This window comes from Vicinamibacteria bacterium (assembly GCA_035570235.1).
In the GTDB taxonomy this organism is placed as follows: Bacteria; Acidobacteriota; Vicinamibacteria; order Fen-336; family Fen-336; genus DATMML01.
Genome location: DATMML010000042.1, coordinates 116230 through 139797, shown reverse-complemented (window position 1 = coordinate 139797; position 23568 = coordinate 116230). Strand labels below are relative to the sequence as shown.

Sequence of the window (23568 nt, the reverse complement as noted above, 5' to 3'; positions counted from 1 at the left end):
CGACGCTCCCAAACGTCCCGCCCCTGCGCAGCATTCCCAGCCCTGTTGCTGAGCCGGCCATGAAGACGATTGCCGTCCCCGAGCGGGGCGTGGAGGCACTCTTCGGTACCCACGACGAGAACCTGCGCTTCCTGGAGGACACCCTCAAGGTGAGGATCAAGAGCCAGGGCAGCGAGCTCCTGGTGGAGGGAGACGAGGGGGGGGCGGAGATCGTGGGCCAAGTCTTCCTGCAGCTGGCCGCGCTCATGAAGGACGGCTACGCCGTCTCCACGGGGGACGTGCGCCTCGCCGCCGAGCTCCTCACCCGGGACGGGGCCACCCGCCTGCGCGACTACCTGATGAAAGCGGCGGTGCGGGGCGGCAAGAAGGTGGTGGTGCCGCGAAGCCTGAACCAGCGGGTCTACCTCGAGCAGATCGATCAGCACGACATGGTCTTCGGCATCGGACCCGCGGGCACGGGCAAGACCTACCTGGCCGTGGCCCAGGGCGTCGCCAACCTGCTCAACAAGTCGGTGGACCGCATCGTCCTGGCCCGGCCCGCGGTGGAGGCGGGGGAGAAGCTGGGCTTCCTCCCCGGCGACCTCCAAGAGAAGGTGGATCCCTACCTGAGGCCGCTCTACGACGCCCTCTACGACCTCTTGGACTACGAGCGGGTGTCGCGTCTCCTCGAACGCAACGCCATCGAGGTCGCCCCCATCGCCTTCATGCGCGGGCGCACGCTGAACGACGCCTTCGTCATCATCGACGAGGCCCAGAACACCACCAGCGAGCAGATGAAGATGGTGCTCACCCGCATCGGCTACGGATCCAAGGTGGTGGTCACCGGGGACATCACCCAAATCGACCTTCCCCCCGGGAAGGTGTCCGGGCTCATCGAGGCCATCTCCGTGCTCTCGGGCGTGAAGGGGATCGCATTCTCGTACTTCGACGAGAAGGACGTGGTGCGCCACAAGCTGGTGCAGGCGATCATCAGGGCCTACGAGGCTTACGGGGCGGCCCAGGCCCCCTCCAAGTAGGGAAGGGCATGGCCCGCGGGGGGAGGTCGTCCCTGGGTGTCGTTCTCATTGACCGGCAGCGGCGGCGCCGGGTGGACGCGGGGCGCTTGCGGCGCGTCCTGGTGGGGGCCGCGGCCGTCCTGCGCGTCTCCGGGGAGGTGACCCTGGTCCTGGCCGGGGACGGCACCCTGCGGCGGCTGAACCGAGAATACCGCCGTCGCGACCGGCCCACGGACGTGCTCTCCTTCACGGGGTCGGGGGGACGCGAGGGCCTGGGTGACATCGTGATCAGCGTGAAGACGGCGGAGCGGAACGCGCGCGGGGAGGGGCGCCGTCTGGCCCAGGAGCTCGACATCCTCGCCCTCCACGGCTTCCTGCATCTGCTCGGCTACGACCACGAGACCGACGACGGAACCATGGACCGGCTGGAGGAGCGCTTGCGGCGGCGGCTGGTGGGCTCGGCGTGATCTGGCTCGACGTCTTCCTGCTCGTCCTCCTATCCCTGGCCTCCCTCGCCCTGGCCTCGGTGGAGGCCGCTTTCTACCTGCTCAAGCGGCGCCGCTTGGCCCACGTGGCCCTTCACAACACACGGGCCGAGCTGGCCAACCGGTATTTGGACGACCCGCCCACCCTGCTCATGCCCATCCACATGGGCACCTACACCGCGCATGTGGGGATGACGGTGGTCATCACCTCCCTCTTCCTCGAGCACCTCGCGCATTGGGCGATGCTGGTGGCCTTCGCCGCCATGGTGGCCTACTTGCTCGTCTTCCGCCTGAGCGTCCCCTACGCCCTCGTCCGCCGCAACCCCGAGCGCTCCCTGCTCCTCCTCTTGCCCGCCTTCCATCTGTACGCCCAGGCCCTCTCTCCGCTAGTGGCCGCGCTGCGCAAGCGGGCCCTCCCCGACTCCGAGGGCGAGGCGGCGGGGGGAACGGGGGTGCCCGAGGTCCCACCCCCGCCCGTGCTCGACCCGGACGAAGGCCGGCTCGCCGACTCCCTGGCCCGCTTCTCGGAAACCCAGGTGCGGGACGTGATGACCCCCCGGCCGGACATGGTGGCGGTGGCGGCGGGGGGGACGGTGGCCGACCTCCGGCGGGTCATGCGGGAGACCAAGTACAGCCGCATCCTCGTCTACGGCGAGAACCTGGACGACATCGTGGGGGTGGCCGAGGTCCGCGACCTCATGGACCACGAGGGGGACCCCGGGGAGTCCCTGCGCTCGCTGGCCCGCCCCGTGTTCCTCGTTCCCGAGACCAAGCGGATCGCGGAGTTGCTCAAGGAGATGCAGGCCCAGCGCACGACCTTCGCGGTGGTCATCGACGAGTACGGAGGCACGGCCGGGCTGGTCTCGGTGGAGGACATCGTCGAGGAGCTGGTGGGGGAGATCAAGGATCGGTTCGACGTGGAGACCGACCCCATCACGGTGGAGCCGGACGGCTCGGTGCTGGTAGCGGGACGGGTGAGCCTGAGCCGGCTGGAGCAGGCGCTGGAGACGCCGCTGGCCGAGGAAGAGGACATCGGCACCGTGGGCGGCCTCGTGGCCAACGTCTTCGGGCGCATCCCCCGCGCGGGGGAACAGGCGGAGTTTCGAGGCTTCGTGCTGGAAGTCGTGGACGCGGAGAAGAAGCGCGTCAACCGCGTCCGCTTCCGGCGCATGCCGGCGCCGGTCCCCGCGTGAGCGAGGCGGGTCCCTCCTTCCGCTCGGGCTTCGTGACCGTGCTGGGGCGCCCCAACGTGGGCAAGTCCACCCTCGTGAACCTCCTGGTCGGTCAGAAGGTCGCCATCGTCTCCGACAAGCCCCAGACCACGCGCAACCGTATCCTGGCCGTGGTCAACCGGCCGGGCGGCCAGATCGTTCTCTTCGACACCCCCGGCATCCACAAGCCCATGCACCAAATGAACCGGCGCATGGTGAGCACGGCGGTGCGGAGCCTGGGTCAAGGGGACGTGGCCCTCTGGTTGGTGGAGGTGGGGGAGCCCTATGGCCCCGGGGATCGCTACGTCCGGGATCTGCTGAAGAAGGCCGGCCGCCCCGTGTTCCTCGGCATCAACAAGATCGACACCGTGGCCAAGGCGCGGATCCTGCCCGTCATCGAGGCCTACCGCGGCCTCCTGGACTTCGCGGCGGTGGTGCCGATCTCCGCGCGCACGGGGGACAACGTGGAGCGCCTCACCGGGCTGCTGCTCGACCACCTCCCCGAAGGAGAGCGGCTCTACCCCGAGGACTTCCTCACCGACCAGCCCGAGCGCTTCTTCGTGGCGGAGATGATCCGGGAGCGGATCCTCCACCACACGCGCGAGGAGATCCCCTACTCCACGGGGGTGCTCCTGGAGTCCTTCCAGGAGGAGGAGGGGCTCGTCCGCATCCAGGCCCAAATCCTGGTGGAGCGGGAGGGCCAGAAGGGGATCCTCATCGGGCGGGGGGGGGCCATGCTGAAAGCGGTGGGGACGGAGGCCCGCCTCCAGATCGAAGCGTTCCTGGGAACCCGGGTCTTCCTGGGGCTGTTCGTGAAGGTCCAGGAGGGCTGGCGCGAGGACGCGGCCACCCTCGAGGAGATGGGCCTGCGCGAGAAAGGCGGCGAGGACTAGGCGGTCACCTCCGGCTGGAGAAGCCCAAGATGAGCTTGCCCACCACGGAGAAGCCGCCGAGGTCCTTCTCGCCGTAGACCTTGGATACCCCCGCGATGCCCACCGTGTTGGGCACGAAGGCGTAGCCGGCTTCCCCCGCCAAGCGAAGGTGGCCCTTGCCGAACTCGAGACCGGCCAGCACCTGGCCGCCCCCCTTGGTCGAGTCCTGCGAGTCGGTGATTCCCGCGACCGTGCTCTCCTCGTGGAAGGAGGTGACGCTGCCCCCCACCGCCACGTAGGGAACAATGGGGCCCCGCCCCCCGAAGCGGAAGCCGACGTTGAAGAAGATGGGCACCAGCCGCATCTTCAAGGGGAAGCCGAGGGGGAAGACGGGTCCGCTCGGGCTGGCCAGGAAGACCCGCTGCCCGGTCTTGCTGAAGTAGCGGGCTCCCCCTTCCAGGTAGAAGCCGCTATCGAAGGCGTAACTGAGGCTGCCCCCGTAGGTGGCTCCCCCCGCGGAGCCGAAGACCGCGTTCGCCGACTTGCTGGCGCTGCTCAGGCTGTAGTAGCCGACCTGCCCGTCCAACGCGAGCCCCTGGGCGCGGGCCGGCGCCGCAATGGCGGAGAGGAGGCCGAAGGACGCCACGGCCACGATCGCTCGCTCGAGTGTCATTGGTCTTCCGCTCCCGCCCTAGTTGGGGCCCTGGTTGAAGCCGAGACCCGCCAGGGCGGCGTCGGGCCGAATGAGACCGTTTCCGTAAGTGTCGTTGCGGCCGCCCGGGCTCGCGCCGCCCAGCCGCTCCGCCGTCTGCTCGATGGCGGCCCGCACGGCCGAGGGATCGGTGATTCCTTGCGAGATGAGGAGGGCGGCCAGGGCCGATACGTGGGGGGTGGCCTGGCTCGTCCCCGCCAGGCCCAGGCTCAGGAACTGGTCGTAGTGGCCGAGGGCCACCTCGTCCGGATTCATCCCTTGCTGCCAGACGCAGTCCGCGCCGAAGGCGTTGCCGGAGTCGTTGCGGTCGCAGTCGCCGCCGGGGGCGACCACGCTGAGCTGGGGGCCAAAGTTGGAGTAGAAAGCCGTCTGTTTGCGGGCGTCGAGCGCCCCCACGGCAATAACGTTGGGGAGGGCGGCCGGATAGTCGATGGAGCCCTTGCTCTCGTTGCCGGCCGCGGCCACGATCACGATCCCCTTGGCGAAGGCCGCATCCACCGAGCGCTGGATGGTCGTGCTGGAGTCGGGGCTGCCCAGGCTCATGTTGATGACCTTGACCGGGTTCGTGCCGTTTTGGCTGAAGTTCGCCGCGTAGTCGATCCCGTTCGCCACCGAGAAAACGGTGCCGCTGCCGGTCTCGTCCAGCACCTTGACGGGCATGAGGGCGCAGCCGAAGGCGAGGCCGGTGAAGCTGAAGGCGTTGTTGGTGCTCTCCGCGATCGTTGAGGCCACGTGGGTGCCGTGAGAGTCCTGGTCGTCGTCGTTGGCGTGGTCGTCGTTGTTGATGAAGTCGTGGCCTTGCAGGAAGACGGTGTCGTTGCACCCCGCCGCCCCTCGGCAGGACCAATCGGGGGCTTTCCGGAAGACCTGGCCGGTGACGGGATCGTTATAGTCCTCGAAGGCGATCCCGGTGTCCACGACCGCGACCGCGACCGACGGGCTCCCCTTCTGGATGGCCCACATGCGCTCGGCCCCGATCATCTTGAAGTTCCATTGGATGGGGAAGCGCGGATCGTTGGGGGTGAAGGTGGACGCCTGGGCCTTGCGGATCACCGCGTTGCGCTCCACGTAGTCGACCTCCGCCCGCGCGCGCAGGGTCTCCATGGCTCGGGACAAGCTCAGGCTGGGATCCACGTTCACCAGGTAGCGTTGCCCCCGGAAGGCCCGCCGGGCCCGCGCCCCCCCCGCGTCGCGCAGCGTCCGCTCTACCACCCCGTCGTCGGTGCCCTCGCGAAACTGCACGATGAGCTCGCCCGGGACAAAGGTCCCCGCGCGGTGGGCGGCCGCGTGGGGGGCGATGCTGCGGGTCCCCGCCTCCGTGGCCACCATCACCCGGCCGGGCTCGCCCGCCCGTAGCGGCCACAGGGCGGGCCAGCACCCGAGGCAGACGAGGAGAATCACGCGAGCCGATCTCTTCATGGCGAGAGTTTAGGCGGGGGCTGGGTCGGAGTCAACGGAAAGCGGGTAATCAAGAGTACGGAGAGGGCGCCCCCCACGAGGAGCACGGCCGCGCCCAGGAGCGGGCGCGGGTCGGGGACCGCCTGGGCCGCGTCGTCCAGAAAGGGGGCGGCGGTGAAGGTCAGGGCATTGAGGGTGGCGTGGGCGAGGATCCCGGGGACGAGCGAGCCGGTCCGCACGCGCAGGGTGCCCAAGGCGAGGCCCATCATGACGGTGAAGGGGAGGCGGTAGGGATCGAGGTGCATGAGGCCGAAGACCACCGCGGAGGCCGCCACCGCGCCGCCATCCCCGAGGGGCCCGCGGAGGGAAGGGAGGACGATGCCGCGGCTCAGCACCTCCTCGGCCACGGCGGGGGCTACCGCAATCGCGGCCAGGGAGAAGGCCCAATCGAGGGGTCCCGTGGGCCGGAGGGCCTCGAGCAGTCGCCGGAAGCCTTCAAGGTAGCCGGGGGCGGGAGGCCAGAAGGCGTTCTGCAGCTCGAGCAGGCCGTAGCTCGTGCCCCAGAAAACGCCCCCGCCGGCAACGGCGAGAAGCGTCGTCCGGCGACCCCCGGGGTTCAGGTGGAGAGAGGCGACGAGGGGCAGGCGGGCTAAGGCCAAGGCCAAGAGCCCCGGGCCCACGAGAAGCAGCTCGCCAACGAGGAGCGTTTGACGGAGGTCGAGGCCCAGACCTCGCCCGTAAACCATCCCTTTCCACATGGCGACCGTCCCCGCGACGGCCACGGCCAGAGCCCAGAGGCCGGGAAGCGCGTCGGGGGAGCGATCGGACCTGGGTGCGCCCATGAGGCTGGCATTATCTCCGAAGCGCCGGTCTCTGCTTGAATGGGGGAGAGGGGCGGCCTAACATCGACCTTTTGGGCCTGGGCGAGAATGCGACACCGAGGGGGGACGCTTTCCGGGCCTCGGGGCAGGGAAGGACGGCGATGAGCGAGGGGGCGGATACGGAGTCGGGCCCGCGGCGGCTGAAGGACCTGCCCCCGGAAGAACGTCCGCGGGAACGGCTAGCGCGCCACGGCGCCTCGGCCCTGTCGAGCCGGGAGCTCCTGGCCCTTCTGGTCAGCACGGGGTCGCGGGGGGCCTCCGCCCTCGACCTTGCGGACGGCGTCCTGGGGGCGGGACTTCATGAGCTGGCCTCACGCTCGCTGGGGGAGCTGGAGCGAGCGCGCGGCCTGGGCCGGGCCAAGGCGGCCCGCGTGCTCGCCGCCTTCGAGCTGGGGGCTCGCCTCGCCAGCGACGGTCGCTCGCCGGGGCCGGCGTTCCGCACGCCAGAGGATTCGGCGCGCTACCTGCTGCCGCGCTATGGCACCCGCCCCGTGGAGACCTTCGGGCTCCTGGCCCTGGACGTGCGCCACAAGCTGAAGCGGGAGGCCGTGATCTCGGTAGGGTGCCTCACCTCCAGCCTGGTCCACCCCCGCGAGGTCTTCCAGGAGGCGATTTTGGCGCGGGCCGCGGCGCTCATCCTTTTCCACAACCATCCCTCGGGCGACCCCGAGCCGTCGACCGAGGATGTGGCCCTGACCCGCCGCCTGAGCGCGGCAGGCGAGCTCATGGGAATAGAGGTTCTCGACCACTTGGTCCTGGGAGCGGGCCGCTTCGTGAGCTTGAAGGAAAGAGGAGCGCTGTGAGGGCGGCGGCGTGAAGAGGGTGAGCCGGGGGGACGCGGTCCGCGGACGGAGGCGCGGGAGGAGATGAGCCGAATCGTCTACTTCGATTGTGCATCCGGGGCCTCCGGTGACATGTTGCTGGGAGCGCTCGTGGACCTGGGGCTGCCCTTGGATCGGCTGCGCGCCGAGCTGGCCCGGGTCCCCCTCGCGGGCTATGGGGTCGAGGCGCACCGCGTCCACCGCGCGGGGCTGCATGCCACCAAGGTGGAGGTGCGCGTTGAGGCGCCGGCGGGATCCGGCCATCGCGGCCTGCGGGAGATTCTTGGTCTCATCGAGCGGAGTGACCTCGAAGGGGCGGTGAAGGAGCGCGCGGCCGGCCTCTTTCGCCGGCTGGCCACGGCGGAAGCGACCGTCCACGGTACGGAGCCCGAAAAGGTCCACTTTCACGAGATAGGCGCCATCGACTCGATCGTGGACATCGTGGGCGGGGTCGTCGGCCTGGCCTGGCTGCGGGCCGACCGCTACCTGTCCTCGCCCCTGAATGTGGGCACGGGCTCGGTCACGATGTCCCACGGCACCTTTCCCGTCCCGCCCCCCGCCACCGCTCACCTCCTCAAAGGCGTTCCTGTCTACGGGGCGGGAGAGGGGGAGCTGCTCACGCCCACCGGCGCCCTCCTCGTCACGGACTACGCGAGCGCCTACGGACCTCTGCCCCTCATGAGGCCCTCGGGGATCGGCCACGGCGCCGGGTCCCGCGAGACCCCCGGGCGGCCCAATGTCCTGCGGCTCCTGGTGGGGGAGGAGGGAGCGGGGGCGACGGCGGACCTCGTCCTGGTGCTGGAGACGGAGATCGACGACATGTCGCCCCAGCTCTTGGGCCCGCTGGGGGAGCGGCTCCTGGGCGGGGGAGCCCTGGATGTCTACTTCACGCCCATCCAGATGAAGAAGGGCCGCCCGGGTATCCTCGTGACCGTCCTCGCCGATCCCGAGCGGCGGGAGGCCCTGGAGGAGATCCTCTTCGCGGAGACGACCACTTTGGGCGTACGCCGCCAGGCCTGGGAGCGGACGGTACTCGACCGTGAGGTCGTGTCCGTGAGCACGCCCTACGGAGCGATCGGCGTCAAGGTGGGTCGCCGCGGGGGGAGGGTCTACAACGCCCAGCCCGAGTTCGAGGACTGCCAGCGGGCGGCCCGGGCGGGGGAGGTGCCCCTGAAGGAGGTCTGGGCGGCGGCCTTGGCCGCCTACCGGGGCGGGAGCCCGAGGTCTTCATGAGCTCGTACTACGTGACTACCCCGATCTACTACGTCAACGACGTGCCCCACGTGGGCCACGCCTATACGACGATCGCAGCCGACGCCGTCACCAGGGCCCGCCGCCTCCGCGATCTCGACGCGTTCTTTCTCACCGGGACCGACGAGCACGGCCAGAACATCGAGCGCATCGCCCGCGAGAAGGGGCTGCCCACCCAGGACTATTGCAACATCATCGCCGGGCGGTTCAAGGCCCTCTGGAAGCGCCTGGACATCGAATACGACGACTTCATCCGAACCACCGACTCCATTCACAAGCGGGGCTTCCTCAAACTGTGGGCCGCGCTCCGCAAGGCGAAGGGCCCCGACGGTCGCGACGCCGTCTATAAGGGCAAGTACGCGGGCTGGTACTGCCCCCGCTGCGAGGACTTCAAGACCGAGGACGAGCTGAAGCAGCCGGGAAACGTCTGTCCGATCCACGAGCTACCCTGCGAATGGACGGAGGAGGAGAACTGGTTCTTCCGGCTCTCCGCCTATGAGGGCTGGCTCCAGCAGATGATCGAGGGCGAGAAACCGCGCCTGCACATCGATCCCGCGGGCCGGCGCAACGAGGTGCTCTCCGTCATCCGGCAGGGACTCCAGGACGTCAGCATCAGCCGCGCGCGGGTGAAGTGGGGAATCCCGGTGCCCGACGAGCCCGGCCACGTCTTCTACGTCTGGATGGATGCCCTGGCCAACTACATCACCGCCCTGGGCTTCGGGGAGGAGGAGCCCGCGCGGCGGGAGAACTACGTAAGGTACTGGGAGGGCAAAGGCGAGCGCTTCCACCTGGTGGGGAAAGAGATCATCCGCTTCCACTGCCTGTACTGGCCGGCCATGCTTCATGCGGCCGGCCTCCCCCCGCCCAACCGGATCTTCGCCCACGGCTTTTTGACCAAGAACGGGAGGAAGCTCAGCAAGACGACGGGCAACGTCATCGACCCCGAGGCCCTGGTGGACCAGAACGGCCCCGACCCGGTGCGCTATTTCCTGCTGCGCGAGGGCTCGTTCGGCCAGGACTGGGACTTCACGGACGCGGCCTTCCTGAGCCGGTACAACGCGGATCTGGCCAACGACCTCGGGAACCTGGTCTCGCGGGCCCTGACCATGGTCGAGCGGTATTGCGGGGGCCGAGTACCCGCGAAGCCGGTCAATCGCCATCCGATCCCCGGGGAACCCCGGGTCGCGCTCGCCCAGGGAATAGGGGAGCTCTTCGAGGATGATCCCCCCCTCGACGCGGCCACGCCCGGACTACGAAGGAAGGTCCTGGACGGCTACGAAGCACTCGACTTCGCGGGGGCACTGTCCGAAGTCTGGAGCTGGGTGTCGCAGCTCAACCAGGCGATAGTCCAGCAGTCTCCCTGGGAGATGGCCAAGGATCCGTCCCGCCGCCGCGACCTCGAGGCCTTCCTCTACCGCCTCCTGGAGGCCATCCGCGTGGTCGCCGTCTGCGCATCTCCCGTCATCCCCCGCGCGGCGGGCCGGATTTTCCGCATGCTGGGCCTCGATCGGCAGCCCGGGCCAGAGGACCTGGCCTCCTGGGGTCTGCTCGCCGCGGGCTCCCCGCTCGGCCCCATCGAGCCCCTTTTCCCACGCCTCGACAAGAAGACGAACAAGGAGGAGACCGTGTCCGTGACCCCCCCGCCCGACCCCAACCTCCCCCTCCCGGGAGACAAGATCGATATCACCGACTTCGCCAAGGTCGAGCTGCGCGCGGCCGAGGTCAAGGAAGCGGAGAGAATCGCGGGCTCGAAGAAGCTCGTGAGACTCCAAGTGGATCTCGGGGGCGAGACCCGTCAGGTGGTGGCGGGCATCGCGGAGAGCTACGAGCCGGCGGCGCTCGTGGGCAAGAAGGTGGTCCTGGTCACTAACCTGAAGCCGGCCCGGCTGATGGGCGTCGAGTCCAACGGCATGGTCCTGGCCGCCTCCCTGGACGGCCGGGCCGTGCTCTGCACGTTCGACGCCGACGTGGCCCCCGGGACCAAGGTGAAGTGATCCGCCGCTTTTCGCGCGCGGCCCTGGCCGCGCCCCTCCTCGCCTTCCTCATCGGCTGTCCCTTCAGCCCCAAGCGGGTGGCCTACGATCTGGCCGAGCGTACGGGGGTGGCCGAGCGCTGGTCGGCCCGAGAGGTGCTGCTCTTCGGAACGCCGGGGGCGGGGCCGCAGGAAGCGGAGGGCTTCTACCGGGAGGCGGGAGGCGGGGGAGAGACGTTCCTCTGGGCCAAGGGGGAGGCCGAGATTGCTTTCCAATGGCGGGAGGCGTTCCCCCGGGAGGCCATTCTGGACCTCGCCCCTTACCGGGGACTGAAGGCGCAGAGCGCGGAGGTCCGGCTGAACGGAAAGCCGGTGGGGCGCCTGATCCTGAACGACGAGCGCTACCGCTATCGGGTTGCCCTGCCCGCGGAGGCCCAGCGCATCGGTGAGAACCGCCTGGGCTTCCTGTTCGCCGCCACCGGATCCCCTTCCGCCGCCGACCCCAGAAACGCCGACCGGCGGCAGCTTGCCGCCGCTTTCTACAGCCTGACCGTGGGCCGGGCCGGCGACCCGACGCTCGAGGACCTGCTCGGCCGTGATGCCCCGCGGCCCTTCTCCGTCACCCTCGTCCAGGGCGCGCCCTCCTTGACCCTCGTCGGCCCGAGCCTGGTCCGCTTCGCCATCCGCTTGCCCCCGGCGGCGGAACTGCGGTTCACCCCCGACCTGCACCCGGGGGCGCGGGCGGCCGCGGGGGCGGCCTCCTTCAAGGTCACCTTCGAGGACCAGGAACAAGGGGGGAGGGAGAGGGTGATCTGGAGCCGGGTGATCTCGGCCCGCGAACCGAGGGCCCGGGAGGTCGTACTGGGTCTCCCCGGGGCCCCGGGGGACATCGTGCGCCTCGGGTTGCAGGTCGGACCCGCCCCCGCCGAGCGGTTCGCCTGGGGAGTGTGGCGTGCGCCGCGCGTGCTCGGCCGAGGCCAAGCGGACTCGCTGCTGGCGAAGGCCCCCCCCTCGAGCGAAGAGGGGGGCGGGGCCGAGTCCCTCCGCCGGTCGCTGGCCGGCTGCAATGTCCTCCTCGTGATCCTGGATGCCGCGCGGGCCCGCGAGTTCGGGGCCTACGGCTACGCCCGACCCACCACGCCCGAGATCGACCGCATCGCGTCCGAAGGGACCGTCTTCGAGAACGCCTTCACCCCCGCCGCCTACACGCTGGGCGCCATGGCTTCGGTCTGGACGTCGCAATACCCGGACCGGCATCACAGCGAGGTGTCCTTCTCCGCCCGCTTGCCCCAGGACCGGCTGACCCTGGCCGAGCTGCTGTCCGCCCGGGGAATCTTCAGCGCCGCTTTCGTGGCCAACGCCGTGGCGGGGGCGGGCTTCGGCTTCGACCGGGGCTTCTCCGAGTTCCACGAAGTGTTCCGGGATCTGGGCAGTGGCGCGGAGGTGTTCCGACGGGCGGTGCCGCCCTTCCTGGCCGCCCACCGGGACTCCCGATTCTTCGCCTACCTCCATTTTAGGGAGCCCCATTTCCCGTACGACCCCCCGCCTCCTTTCGACACCCGGTTCGGCCCCGAGGGCCCCATTCCCCCCCAAGTCCGCCGTGACATCCGCTGGATCACGGACATCAATCAAGGTCGGCGCGCTTTCACCCCCGCGGAGCGAGAGCACCTGGTGCGGCTCTACGACGGCAACCTGGCCTTCGCGGATCAGGAGGTGGGAGCGTTGCGGAAGGCGCTGGAGGCGGAAGGGCTCTGGGAGCGGACGGTGGTGATCGTGGCCGCGGACCACGGGGAGGGCCTCCAGGAGCACGGCTGGATCGGCCACAACGTGCAGGTATACGACGAGAGCGTCCATGTGCCCCTCATCGTGCGCTTCCCCGGGGGCCGCGGCCCAAGGGGGCGGCGTATCCCTGTCTTCGTGGACCTCCTCGACCTCGCGCCCACCATCGCCGACGTCTTCGGCGTGCTCGGCGGGGGAGGATCCGAGCAAGCCTTCCAGGGCCAGAGCCTGCTCCCGGTTCTGGAGGGGGCGCCCGGCAAACCCCTCGTCCTCTCCCGCTCCGTCTGGGACCGCCCACGCTACGCGATCCGCGATCCGCGCTTCGCCTTCCTCTACGACACGCGCACCGGGGAGGAGGCCCTGTACGAGCGGGGAGCGGACGCGGGCGAGACCCGCGACATCGGGGCCCAGCAGCCCGTGCGCGCCGCCTACTACCGCCAGGAGCTGCAGCACTGGATCGTCCGCCTCGGTCAGCGGCGCGGGGCGGGAGCGGTGGCCGTGAAGCCCACGCGGGAGCTGTGCGAAAACCTGCTCAGCCTCGGGTACGTCGTGGCGGAGTGCAAATAGGGGGGAGGGGACCGGACCCCGCCCCGGCAAGGGGGGCGAGCTAGCCGGACGGAGGGATGTCCGCGCCCACGGCCGCGGATGGAGTCCCGAGACGCCCCCGGGGATCCAGCCAGCAATAGAGCGCGGGGAGCACGAGCAGAACGATCGGGCCGGAGAGCAGGAACCCGCCGATGACCCCGATGGCCAGGGGCTGCTGCAGCTGTGACCCCTGGCCCAGGGCCACGGCCAAGGGGGCGAGGGCGAAGCCCGTGGCCAGTACCGTCATCGCCACCGGTCGTGCTCGGTGCCGGGCGGCCGCCGCCCACGCCTCGGGCACCGTGTCTCCTCGCCGGAGGCCCTGGCGCGCCTCGTGGATCACGAAGATCGCGTTCTCTCCCACGATACCCACCATCATGATCGCCCCTACGAAACTGGAGATGTTCAGCGTCATGCCCGTGGCCATCAGGGCCCCGAAGACGCCGGTGAGGACGGTGATCGACATCAGCGAGGTCAGGAGGGGCGCCCGCCAGTCTCCAAACTCGAAGAGCAGAATCACGGCCACCAGGAGCAGACCCGCCACCAGCACGCCCAGGAGCCCCTTGAACGAGGACTGCTGCTGCTCGTACTGGCCCCCAAACTCGATCGACATGCCGGGGGGCAGGGGGAGGCTGGCTTGGAGCTTGCGGCGAATCTCATCCACGGTGTTCCCCAGGCTGCGACCCGAGAGCCGGGCCGTCACGCCCACGTAGGTTCGGAGGCTGTCTCTACTGATCTCGGCTTCGGGAGGGCCGGTCTCGAGAGAGGCGAGCGTCTCCAGGGGGAGCAACGCGCCGGAGGGCGAGCGGACCCGCAGGCTCTGCAAACCGGACTCCGGACGCTGGAAGACGCGGATGTCGTAGACGCGCTCTCCGATCAGCAGGTCTCCCGCCACCGTCCCCACCAGCGCGGGCTGGATGGCTTCGTGCAGGTCCTCCGTGGTGAGGCCGTGACGGGCCAACTCCAGCGGGCGGGCCCGGACCTGGAGGGCGGGTCCGGCAATCACAATCCCGTCGAACACGTCCTCCACCCCCTGGACTCCCCGAACGATCTCGGCCACGCGCCGTGCCTTCTCCTGGAGGGTGGCCTGGTCCTCGCCGAAGACCTTTATGTCGATCGGCTGGGGAACGCCGCCGGTCAGATCTCCTATGTTGTCCTCCAGGAGCTGGCCGAAGTCCGTGCGGATAGCGGGCTCGGCGGCGTGGATCCGCTGGCGCAGGTCGTCGGTCACGGCGTCCACGCCCCGGCGGCCGGATCTGGGCTTGAGGCGGATGATGTAGTCCCCGCGATTGGGCTCGGTGATGAAGAAGCCGAGCTGGGTCCCGGTTCGTCGGGAGTACCCCTCCACGTCGGGGATGGAGAGGATGATCTTCTCCGCTTCGTTGAGCATGGCGTCGGTGTCAGTGAGCGCGGTCCCGGGCGGTGTCCAGTAATCGAGGATGATCGAGCCTTCGTCCATCGCGGGCAGGAAGTCGGTTCCCATGCGGGTGTAGAGGACAGCACCCCCCGCCAGCAGCACTAGAACCAAGACCGCCGCTACGGAGGCGTGGCGCAGGAGGAACTGGACGAGGCGGGCGAAGCGAGAGGGGGTGGAGGGCACCGGCTCCCGCCCGCCTCGACGCTCGAGGACCCGGGCCGCAACCGGCACCACGAAGGCGGACAACAGGAAGGAGACCAGCAGGGCCAGCGACATGGTCAGAGCCAAGGGACGGAAGAAGGCTCCGGCCACGCCGGCCAGGAGGGCGAAGGGAAGGAAGACGACGATGGTGGAGAGGCTCGAGCCAATGAGGGGGGGCAGAATCTCGGCCGTGCCCGATTGGGCGGGGTCGGGAGAGGCGCCCGTCTCGCGATGGCGGTGGATGTTCTCGACCACGACGATGGCGTCGTCGGCCACGAGTCCGATGGCGGCCGCGATGCCACCCAGGGTCATGAGGTTCACGGTCTGGCCGCACACGGCCAGCCCCAGGAGAACCAGCGCCACCGCGAGGGGGATGGTGGCCACCGCCACCAGGGTTACCCGCAGGTCGCGCAGGAAGAAGAAGAGCACCAGGGCGGCCAGAGCCACCCCGATGAGGATCGCCTCCCGAACGCCGTGGACCGAGCTCTGGATGAACTCGGCCTGGTCGTAGAACGTGCTCCAGTGGACGTCGGGGGGCAGAAGCTCAGGGTGGGCCTTCACCAGGTCGGCCACCCCCTGGGCGATGGTCAGGGTGTTCGCAGAGGGTTGCTGGATGATGTTGATGAGTACGGCCGGACGCCCATTGGCCGTGGTGCGGATATAGGAGACGGCCTCCCCGGCCGCTATGGAGCCGAGATCACCGAGGCGGACGGGGACCCCGCCCCCGGGCACGGGGATCGCAATCTGGGAGAGCGTGGCCAGGCCCCGCGCGCGACCGTCCACCAGGGACAGGTAAAGCTCATGGTTTTGCTCGATGAGTCCCGCGGACTGGATCTGGTTGTTCTTTCGGATGGCATCCACCACGTCCGCGGGGGATAGCTTGCGCCCGGCCAGGCCCTGCGCATCGAGTCGGACCTGGAACTCGCGCCGGCGCCCGCCCTGGATCTGCACCTGGGAGACCCCGGGAATCCGGATCAGGCGGGGCTTGAGACCAAACTCGGCCAGATCCCACAGCTCGGCCCCGGCACGGGAGTCGGAGGTGAGGGCGTAGCCGAGAACCGGGAAGACCGAGGTGTTCATCCACTCCACGTCGATCCGCGCGTCCGCGGGGAGATCGGGGCGGATCCGCTGCACCTCGGCTTGCACCCGCTGCAGCGCGACCTGCATGTCGGTGCCCCAGAAGAACTCGGCCGCGATCTCGGTCGAGCCCCGCGAGGTCGTGGAGAGCACGCGCCGCACCCCCACCACGCGGTGGATCGCCTCCTCGAGGCGGCGCGTAACCGTGGGCATCATCCGGGCCGCGGGTTCCTCTCCCACATCCGCGATGACCTTGACGAGGGGGAAAGTGACGGAGGGGAAGATGGAGGAGGGGAGGTCGAGGGCCAGAAAAAGGCCGGCCGCGGCCAGGATCGCCACGAGCAGGAAGATGGCGGTGGCCCGCTGGTGGCTGCGCCGAAGAAGCGTCATGGCTGGACGTCGACGGGACTGCCCTCCGGGAGGCCGACCTGGCCGGAGACGATCACCCGCTCTTCCGCGCCCAGCTCGGGGGAGAGGATCTCCACCCGCTCACCATCCACGAGGCCGGTGGTGACCGCGATCCAATGCACGCGCCCCTCCTGGCTCACGCTCGCGATCCGCGACAGCCCGCTGACGTCGTCGCGCAGGACCGCGGCGGGCGGAACCACGGGCACGTTGCGTCGCTCGCCCACGGTGATGCGGGCGGTCCCGAAGAGCCCCACGGGGAGGCGCGGGGGGAGGGGTACGAGGTCGATGCGCACGGGCACGGTGAGGTCGCTCGCGATGGCGGCGGCCAATACGCCGTGGACGAGCCCGGTCAGGCTCCGCGGGCGCCCGGGCACCACGACCTCCGCCCCTTGGCCGGCGTGAATGAGGGGCAGGTCCGCCTGGGTGATGTCGGCCTGGAAGACCAGGGAGTCCGCGGCCGAGATGGTGAGGATCTCCTGGTCCTCGGAGACCCGGTCGCCGGCGCTGGCCGCGTGGGAGAGGACGACGCCCTCCGCCGCGCCCAGGAGAGGCGCGCGCACCAGCCTGGCCTCCGCCAGGGCCAGCGCGCGCTCGGCGTCCTCCTTCTCTCTCGGGGTTTGGGCCTCCGCCTTCATCTGGCGTGCGCCGGTGAGGGCGGCTTCGCTCTCGCGGGAGACGATCCGGCCCACGATCTGTTCGCGGCGGACGGGGTCGCCGTCGGTTACGAGAAGCTCGAGGAGCGTCCCCGTGAAGGGGGCCCGCACCTTCTGCTGGACCAGGGCCAGCGTTCGCCCGGGTCCGGTGACGACGTGCGGCAACGTGGCGCGGGCGACCCCGACCACATGGACGGGCGTGGCCCCCGAGCCCCCCTCCGGGCCGGGTTTCTCGGCCTCCGTCGCGGGGGTACGCTGACAGGCGGTCGTGAAGCCAAGCCAGGCCAGAGCGAGGGCCCACCGCCTCATGGGGTACCCCAGCGGATGGCCAGGGCCTCCGCCATCCGGTAGCGCAGCATGGCTTCGGAGAGACGCACCGCTGCGTCCACGGACGCAGTGTGGGCCTCCAGCACCTCGAGCGAGGAGGCGGCCCCACCCCGGTATCGGCTCTCCGCTTCGAGATAGGAGTCCCGGGCGTCGGGAAGGGCCCGGGACAGGATCAGGATTTCCCGGTAGGCCCCGGCGATGGCCACGCGGGCCTGTTCCCACTGGAGCCGCGCCTGGCGCCGTTGCACTTCCTCCTGCCCACTGGCCTGGCTCAAGGCGAGCTCGGCCTGGGCGAGGCGGGCACGGCGACCGCCGAGATCCCATAGCGGCCATGAGAGGGTCACGCTCAAGGAGTAGCCGGCGTCCCGGCGGAGGCGGTCGCCGAAGCCGGCGTCGGGGGTGGCGGCCTTGAGATCGGGAGGAAGGAGATGGGAGGTGTCCGACCCCCAGAGGCCGGCGTCGGCGCTGGCGAAGAGCACTGGCTTTCGCTCCGCGCGGGCGATGTGGAGATCGGACTCTGCCGACCGGCGGTTCGCCTCCGCCTCTAAGAGCTCCGGCGCCTTTCGCCAGGCCTCGGGCTCGGCGCCGAGAGGTGGCGCCGGGTCCGGAAGCGGGGCCAGCTCAAGCGCCGTCTGGGGGTCCCGCCCCATGAGGTCGTTCAGCTCCAGCCGGGCCCCGTCACGACGGCGTTCGGCCCCGGCCAGATCCGCCTCCTCGGAAGCCAGGCGAACGTCGGTCTTCAGGAGATCGGCCGCCACTCCCTGACCCGAGACCTGGCGGCTGCGCAGCCAGGTGCGGTACCGCTGCAGACGTTCGATCCCCTCCCGCCGCGCGGCGACCTCGCTCTCCGCCTGCGCACACTCGCCGAAGCGCCCCCGCACCTCGAGATCCACGTCCTTCACGGCCATGCGATGGCGGGCGCTGGCCGCGCTGGTCCCGGCCTGGGCGCGCAGGACCGCGGCCCGCCGCGCGCCTCCGTCATAGAGGGGCTGCCGGCCGATGACCTGGAAGCGCTCTTCGCCCAGGTTCGTCACCGTGGCGTCATAGCTGGAGGGCGGCGCATAGATCACGTCCCCCTCCAGCGACACTTTGAGCCAGCGCTCGGCCCGGGCTTCCCGTTCCTTCTGCCGGGAGACCTCGACCTCCCGGGCCGCGATCGGAAGCCGGGCATTGGCGGCTTGGGCCTGGGCGAGCGCCTCCTCCAGCGTCAAGCCGTCCGCGGCCCCTACCCTCGCCCCGAGCAGAACGAGCGCGAGGACGCCGCACCACCACGTTGCTCGCCCCGGCCCTGACCTCCGCTCCCCGCGGCCCGCCCTGAAATCGCGCACCTGCCACTCCATCCCGGGCCGATCCCAGACCCGGCAACGATACCCCGCTTCTCCGGGACGACGCTCCCTCGGTCGCATCACGGTGGGCACGAGAACCGGGCGCCATCATAGCCCGGAAAAGATCGAGGGCCATGAGCGAACACCGGGGCTTGGGATGCTCCGCGCGGGCGATCTGGGGCGGGATTTTTTCTTGACACCGCCGCAACGCCTGTCGAGAATCGTATGTAACAAATCCATGAGCAGGGCGACGGAGTTGAGGAGCGTGTGGCTCGTGTCGATGCCCTTTGGCCCCCTCTTCTCGCCGTCTCTTGCCCTCAGCCTTCTGAAAGCGAGCCTCGCGGCCCAGGGGATGGCCGCGCGCGTCCGTTACTTCTCCCTCGACTTCGCGGAGCGGATCGGCCAGGCTTTCTATTCCGACATCGCGGCCGAGGGACGGCCGCCGCTGATCACGCTCGCCGGCGAGTGGATCTTCTCGAGCGCGCTCTTCCCCTCGTGCCCGGAGGATGAGGATCGCTACGTGGCGGAGGTCCTGCGGCGTCCGGATCCCGTCACCTACCGGGGCTCCGCCAAGCCGGTCACCGCGGCCCGCGCCCGCCGCATCCGCCGCGTTCGAGCAGCGGTGGCGCCTTTCCTCGAGGCCTGCTTGGCCGAGATCGTGCGCGACCGTCCGGCCCTGGTGGGCTTCACGAGCACCTTTCAGCAACACCTGGCTTCCTTGGCTCTAGCCCGGCGCATCAAGCAGGCCCTCCCCGAGACGATGGTTGTGATGGGCGGGGCCAACTGCGAAGGCGTCATGGGGGCAGAGGCCGTGCGCCAGTTTCCCTTCCTGGACGCGGTGGTTTCGGGGGAGGGGGAGTACGTCCTGCCGGAGTTGGCGCGCCGCGCCCTCGCCTCCCGGCCCCTTTCCGGCCTGCCCGGGGTTCGGACCAGAGAGGGGGTCGAGGAGGAGTTCCGCCGGGGCACGTTCCCGAACGCGCCCACGACTCCTCGCCTGGACGACCTGCCCTATCCCGACTTCAGCGACTTCTTCGACCAGTTCGGGGCCAGCCGCTACCCCCGAGAGTGGGAGGCGAGCCTCTTCTTCGAGACCTCCCGTGGTTGCTGGTGGGGCGAGAGGAGCCACTGCACCTTCTGCGGTCTGAACGGATCCAGCATGACTTATCGGAGCAAGTCCGCGCGCCGGGCCGTCGATGAGCTCGCGCAGCTGGCCGCGGAACATCCGGGCTGTGACATCCAAGTGACAGACAACATCCTGGACATGGGCTATTTCAAGGATTTCCTCCCCGCCCTCGCCGAGCGGCGTCTGGGCGTCGACCTCTTCTACGAGACCAAGTCCAACCTCAAGAAGGACCAGGTCCGGCTCCTGCGCCAGGCAGGGGTGCGCCGGATCCAGCCCGGGATCGAGAGCTTCTCGGACTCCGTTCTCAAGATCATGCGCAAGGGGGTGACGGGTCTCCAGAACATCCAGCTCCTAAAATGGTGCAAGGAGGTGGGCGTCGAGCCCCACTGGAACATCATCTGGGGCTTCCCCGGAGAAGACCCCGCGGAGTACGCCCGCATGGCGCGCCTGGTGCCGAAACTCGCGCACCTGGCTCCGCCGATCGGCTTCTCGGACCTCCGCCTCGACCGCTTCAGCCCGAACTTCTTCGAGGCGGAGCGGCTGGGGCTCGAGGAGGTGGTGCCCCTTCCGTCCTACCACTTCCTCTACCCCGCCCTGAGCGGAGAGGCCCGCGCCAACCTGGCCTATTTCTTCGGCTTTACCTACCGGGAGCCTCGTAACGTGGACGACTACGTGCGCCCACTCGTCCGAGCGCTCCGCGCATGGGCAAGGACGTCCAGTCGCGGAGACAGCGACCTCTTTAGCGTGGACGCGGGCGGACGCCTGCTGGCGTGGGACCTGAGGCCAGCGGCCCGCCAGCCCCTCACGGTTCTGAGCGGTCTCGACCGGCTCCTTTATTTGGCTTGCGATGCCGCCGTCGACCTGCGCAGCCTGGCGGACGCCACCGGTGGACGGGGTCGGGAGGCGGCGACGGTCGAGGAAATCGAGGACCGCCTGGGACGGCTCGTGGACGCCGGCCTTGTGATCCGGGAGGGCACGCGTTTTCTCGCCTTGGCCGTTCCCCTCGGCGAGTATGCCCCCACCCGGGCCGTGGTGGAGCGTTTTCACGCCGTGGTCCGCGCGCTGGGTCGACCCCTCACCCGGGGGCGCCGCCGTCCCTCCGCTTTGGCGCCCTCGCATTTCGTGATCAACGGCGAAGGCGAGCTGCGGATCGGAGAGCTCGTGGGTATCCCCTATATCGATGAAAGGAAGGACTGATGGCAAAAAAGAAGAAGGCGGCCAAGAAGAAGACCACCAAGAAGCCGGCCAAGAAGAAGAAGAAGACCGCCGCCTGCATCGGCCCCGGCTAGAGCCCGCGTTGCCGCCGGGATGGAGCGGGGCCGCTCCATCCCGGCTCCCTCTACGGCAGGCCTTCGACGAGGAGAAGGTCCGAGAGGGTTCTGGAGTAGCTGTAGGCGAAGGTGCGCCCGTCGGGGGTGACCTGAGCCGCGATCAGGTTCATGACGCCCGCGCGGTCGAAGGGCGAGAGTTCTGCCGTGAGCCCCTTCGATCCGCGGGCGAGGTCGACACGCCAGATCCGGGCCGGCAGGCTGCCCCGGCGGGTCACGTAGAGGGATCGCCCGTCCGCTCCCCAGCGTAGGGGGGTGTCCCCGGGGTCGAGGCCCAGCACCGCTTCCGGGTCTCCTCCATCCACGGGGTAGAGCACCACGCGACCCTCAGGGTCGAGAGCCGCGATCCGCTTTCCGTCCGGTGCGATCGGGCGCGAGCCATAGGGGAAATGAAACCCCTCGCGGGAGATCGGCCGCGGGCGTCCCTGACCCACCTCCTGGACGTAGATCTTGACTCCGCGCCCCGGCTCGTCCCCCGCAATGAGGAGGCGCCGGCCGTCGGGAAACCAAGCCAACGCCTCGAAATGGGCAAGGCCACCCGGTTCGACGGTCCGTAGTTCCCCCGGCCCCGTTGGCAGCAAGACGAGCGAGGGTGGGCTCGTGAGCACGACGGAGGCGCACCAGGCCCCGTCCGGGGAGAGCACGCCGATCCAGCCTTCGCCAAGCCGGACGGGAGGGGAGCCCTCTGTCCGCCGCAGGTAGACGGAGCCGGACGGCGCCCCCGCGCCCGCCCCCTGCTCGCTGAACACGACCACGCTCCCGTCGTCCGCGAGGTCGGTGAGGGTGCCGCCGTCGAGCCAGGAGAGATCACGCTCCGCCCCCCTTGCTTCGCGCAGGGCGAGTTGGAGACGGAAGCGATCCTCGGTCAGGAGGATGTGGCCTCCCCGCACGTCCTCCAGCTTGAGGCGTCCGGGGGCCCGCGTGAGAAGCCGTCGCCTCCCCGAGAGGTCGACGCCGTAGAGCGCGGAGCGGGGCCCGACCTCGGAGGCCGTGAACCAAACCTCCTTGCCGTCTTCCCGCCAGGCGAGGCCATTCGCGCTCGACCACCCCGCGGACAGGAGGCGTCGGCTGCGGCCCCCGGGGTCGGTCACCGAGATCTCGCCCCGATCGTCGCTGCGGACGGAGTGCTCGATGAAGGCGATCGCACGGCCGTCCGGCGAGAAGCGCACGTGACTGAGCCAGCCGCCGGTCTCGTAGAGAATCCGTCCGATCGGGAACTCGAGGCGGTAGTGGTCCTGCACGACATGAATCACGGCCAGGCCAGTGCCGTCGGGGGCCCAGTCCGCCGACTCCACGTCCGTAAGCATCTCCCGCGGCGCCGCCCCCGAGAGGGGCACCCGGGCCAGGGTGCCCCGCGTCTCGAGCCCCAACGTGAAGTGCCGGCCGAGGGAGAGAGCCATCTCGCCGGAACGAGAGACCGCAAGCACGTCGGAATCCGGGAGGTCAAGGCGAGTGGACTCCGGGCTTCCGGGGCGGGTGGTGAAGAGTCGAACCGGCTGCCCGTCCCAGGCCGCCCCGTAGACCACGGTCTGGCTGTCGGGGCCGAAGCGGGCGGAGATAACGAGCCCGCGGCGGAAGGTCAGGGGCTGGTAAGAAGGGATGGCATTTCGGCCCCCGCGCGCCCCCGCGTAGTAGGCGGCGGCGGCGGCGAGGACGAGGGCGGCGGCCATGGTGGCGCGGGTGAGCGCGGCCGGCGTCAGCCGTCGCCGGTTCCCCGGGATCAGGGGATGGCGGCCCGACGTCGGGTCCTCCGCGAGGGAGGAAATGTGAAAGGCCAGGTCACGGGCCGACTGAAAACGCGCGTCCGGCGACTTCTCGAGACAGTGGCGCAGCAGCGACTCCACGCCCGGCTGCAGGATTCCGGAGGCGTCGCCCAGGCCCAGCGGTTCGGTGTTCAGGATGGCGCTGAGCGTCTCGACGCCGCTGGGGGCCTGGAAGGCGCGCCGCCCCATCAGCATCTCGTAGAGGACGACACCGAAAGAGAAGATATCGCTGCGTTGATCCGCGGCCTCACCCCGTACCTGCTCGGGGGACATGTAGGAGGCGGTTCCCATCACGCGCTCCGGGCTCGCGAGGACGGGGGAGGTCGTCGCCATCGAGCTGTCGGGGGGAGTCGTGGAGAGCAGGGGCTCCGCCAGGCCGAAATCGACGATCTTGACCTGACCATCCTTGGTCAGGAAGACGTTGGACGGCTTCAGGTCGCGATGGATGACACCCTTGGCATGCGCCGCGGCCAGCCCGGTCGCGATCTGGAGGGCGAGGTCGAGAGCCTTGCGGGGCGGGATCGGCCCCCGGGCGAGGGAGGCCGCGAGGGTCTCGCCTTCGAGCAGCTCCATGACCAGATACGGCGCACCGTCGTGAGTTCCTACGTCATGGATAGCGAGGATGTTAGGGTGGTTGAGCCGCCCGGCCAACTTGGCCTCGAGCTCAAAACGCTCGAGCATGCCCGACTGGGCACTCGCCCCGTCCCGGATGATCTTGACCGCGACATCACGGCCCAGGCGCAGGTCACGCGCACGGTAGACCTCGCCCATACCGCCGGTGTCGAGCAGGCCGGCGATCTCGTACGGGCCGAGGGTGGTCCCGAGGGAGAGTTTCACGGGCTCAGTCCCCGATGTCGTTCGGAGCGGGCTCTGCCTTAACGTGTGCGCGTGGCGTCCACTTTGCAGCTCAGACTATCCACCGTTCCCTCCCGCGTCAAGGCTGTCGGGTGGCCGTCAGGTGGCTGTTCCGGTGGTGGTGGCCGAGAG

Annotated in this window: 16 protein-coding genes; 9 read left to right on the top strand and 7 right to left on the bottom strand. The window is 69.8% G+C overall.

Going from position 1 to position 23568, the window contains the following annotated elements:
* Nucleotides 1–59: 59 nt before the first annotated feature.
* From VN461_07770 to era, 4 genes are read left to right on the top strand one after another with little or no spacing between them, the layout of a single operon-like run.
* Nucleotides 60–1016 (top strand): PhoH family protein, encoded by a 957-nt coding sequence (locus VN461_07770; GenBank protein HXB54664.1) that lies wholly within the window; start codon nucleotides 60–62, stop codon nucleotides 1014–1016.
* A gap of 8 nt (nucleotides 1017–1024) precedes the next feature.
* Complete coding sequence (ybeY, locus tag VN461_07765) at nucleotides 1025–1462, top strand: rRNA maturation RNase YbeY (GenBank protein ID HXB54663.1); 438 nt, start codon at nucleotides 1025–1027, stop codon at nucleotides 1460–1462.
* On the top strand, nucleotides 1459–2673 hold the full coding sequence (locus VN461_07760) for a hemolysin family protein (GenBank protein ID HXB54662.1): 1215 nt from the start codon (nucleotides 1459–1461) through the stop codon (nucleotides 2671–2673). Before ybeY ends, VN461_07760 begins: the two co-directional genes overlap by 4 nt.
* Nucleotides 2670–3584 (top strand): GTPase Era, encoded by a 915-nt coding sequence (era, locus tag VN461_07755; GenBank protein HXB54661.1) that lies wholly within the window; start codon nucleotides 2670–2672, stop codon nucleotides 3582–3584. The genes VN461_07760 and era overlap by 4 nt, the downstream gene beginning before the upstream one ends.
* Nucleotides 3585–3588: 4 nt before the next feature.
* On the opposite strand, the gene VN461_07750 is transcribed toward era, so the two are convergent.
* Genes VN461_07750 through VN461_07740 form a run of 3 tightly spaced genes read right to left on the bottom strand, consistent with a single transcriptional unit; the run spans nucleotide 3589 to nucleotide 6515 of the window.
* Nucleotides 3589–4236 carry a hypothetical protein gene (locus VN461_07750; protein ID HXB54660.1) on the bottom strand — a complete coding sequence of 216 codons (648 nt, stop codon included), beginning with the start codon at nucleotides 4234–4236 and terminating at the stop codon, nucleotides 3589–3591.
* 18 nt (nucleotides 4237–4254) lie between these two features.
* Entirely contained in the window at nucleotides 4255–5694 is a 1440-nt protein-coding gene (locus tag VN461_07745; protein ID HXB54659.1) for a S8 family serine peptidase, read from the bottom strand.
* Complete coding sequence (locus tag VN461_07740) at nucleotides 5691–6515, bottom strand: type II CAAX endopeptidase family protein (GenBank protein HXB54658.1); 825 nt, start codon at nucleotides 6513–6515, stop codon at nucleotides 5691–5693. The genes VN461_07745 and VN461_07740 overlap by 4 nt, the downstream gene beginning before the upstream one ends.
* A 140-nt stretch (nucleotides 6516–6655) precedes the next feature.
* Here VN461_07740 and radC point away from each other — a divergent pair, with 140 nt between their 5' ends.
* The 4 genes from radC to VN461_07720 all read left to right on the top strand — a co-directional run bounded on the left by radC (nucleotide 6656) and on the right by VN461_07720 (nucleotide 12944).
* The gene (gene radC, locus VN461_07735; GenBank protein ID HXB54657.1) at nucleotides 6656–7357 is read left to right on the top strand and encodes a DNA repair protein RadC; all 702 of its coding nucleotides are present in this window, start codon (nucleotides 6656–6658) and stop codon (nucleotides 7355–7357) included.
* Between the two features lie 63 nt (nucleotides 7358–7420).
* Entirely contained in the window at nucleotides 7421–8608 is a 1188-nt protein-coding gene (gene larC / locus VN461_07730) for a nickel pincer cofactor biosynthesis protein LarC (protein ID HXB54656.1), read from the top strand.
* On the top strand, nucleotides 8605–10620 hold the full coding sequence (metG, locus tag VN461_07725) for a methionine--tRNA ligase (protein HXB54655.1): 2016 nt from the start codon (nucleotides 8605–8607) through the stop codon (nucleotides 10618–10620). The genes larC and metG overlap by 4 nt, the downstream gene beginning before the upstream one ends.
* Nucleotides 10617–12944 carry a sulfatase gene (locus VN461_07720; protein ID HXB54654.1) on the top strand — a complete coding sequence of 776 codons (2328 nt, stop codon included), beginning with the start codon at nucleotides 10617–10619 and terminating at the stop codon, nucleotides 12942–12944. Before metG ends, VN461_07720 begins: the two co-directional genes overlap by 4 nt.
* Nucleotides 12945–12984: 40 nt before the next feature.
* Here the strand turns inward: VN461_07720 and VN461_07715 are convergent, their stop codons facing one another.
* The 3 genes from VN461_07715 to VN461_07705 are packed head-to-tail and all read right to left on the bottom strand — an operon-like array spanning nucleotide 12985 to nucleotide 18370.
* Nucleotides 12985–16044, bottom strand: coding sequence for an efflux RND transporter permease subunit (locus VN461_07715; protein ID HXB54653.1), 3060 nt, complete (start codon nucleotides 16042–16044; stop codon nucleotides 12985–12987).
* Nucleotides 16041–17024 carry an HlyD family efflux transporter periplasmic adaptor subunit gene (locus tag VN461_07710; GenBank protein ID HXB54652.1) on the bottom strand — a complete coding sequence of 328 codons (984 nt, stop codon included), beginning with the start codon at nucleotides 17022–17024 and terminating at the stop codon, nucleotides 16041–16043. Before VN461_07710 ends, VN461_07715 begins: the two co-directional genes overlap by 4 nt.
* A complete protein-coding gene (locus VN461_07705; protein HXB54651.1) occupies nucleotides 17021–18370 on the bottom strand; it encodes a TolC family protein in 1350 nt (449 codons plus the stop codon). The genes VN461_07710 and VN461_07705 overlap by 4 nt, the downstream gene beginning before the upstream one ends.
* 235 nt (nucleotides 18371–18605) lie before the next feature.
* Here VN461_07705 and VN461_07700 point away from each other — a divergent pair, with 235 nt between their 5' ends.
* Nucleotides 18606–20687, top strand: coding sequence for a RiPP maturation radical SAM C-methyltransferase (locus VN461_07700; protein HXB54650.1), 2082 nt, complete (start codon nucleotides 18606–18608; stop codon nucleotides 20685–20687).
* Between the two features lie 142 nt (nucleotides 20688–20829).
* Here the strand turns inward: VN461_07700 and VN461_07695 are convergent, their stop codons facing one another.
* The gene (locus tag VN461_07695) at nucleotides 20830–23418 is read right to left on the bottom strand and encodes a protein kinase (protein ID HXB54649.1); all 2589 of its coding nucleotides are present in this window, start codon (nucleotides 23416–23418) and stop codon (nucleotides 20830–20832) included.
* Nucleotides 23419–23568 lie beyond the last annotated feature (150 nt).

Coding starts and splice junctions, on each gene's coding strand:
- VN461_07770 (HXB54664.1), top strand. CDS start 60: ATGAAGACGATTGCCGTCCCCGAGCGGGGCGTGGAGGCACTCTTCGGT.
- ybeY (HXB54663.1), top strand. CDS start 1,025: ATGGCCCGCGGGGGGAGGTCGTCCCTGGGTGTCGTTCTCATTGACCGG.
- VN461_07750 (HXB54660.1), bottom strand. CDS start 4,236: ATGACACTCGAGCGAGCGATCGTGGCCGTGGCGTCCTTCGGCCTCCTC.
- VN461_07745 (HXB54659.1), bottom strand. CDS start 5,694: ATGAAGAGATCGGCTCGCGTGATTCTCCTCGTCTGCCTCGGGTGCTGG.
- VN461_07740 (HXB54658.1), bottom strand. CDS start 6,515: ATGGGCGCACCCAGGTCCGATCGCTCCCCCGACGCGCTTCCCGGCCTC.
- radC (HXB54657.1), top strand. CDS start 6,656: ATGAGCGAGGGGGCGGATACGGAGTCGGGCCCGCGGCGGCTGAAGGAC.
- larC (HXB54656.1), top strand. CDS start 7,421: ATGAGCCGAATCGTCTACTTCGATTGTGCATCCGGGGCCTCCGGTGAC.
- metG (HXB54655.1), top strand. CDS start 8,605: ATGAGCTCGTACTACGTGACTACCCCGATCTACTACGTCAACGACGTG.
- VN461_07715 (HXB54653.1), bottom strand. CDS start 16,044: ATGACGCTTCTTCGGCGCAGCCACCAGCGGGCCACCGCCATCTTCCTG.
- VN461_07710 (HXB54652.1), bottom strand. CDS start 17,024: ATGAGGCGGTGGGCCCTCGCTCTGGCCTGGCTTGGCTTCACGACCGCC.
- VN461_07700 (HXB54650.1), top strand. CDS start 18,606: ATGAGCAGGGCGACGGAGTTGAGGAGCGTGTGGCTCGTGTCGATGCCC.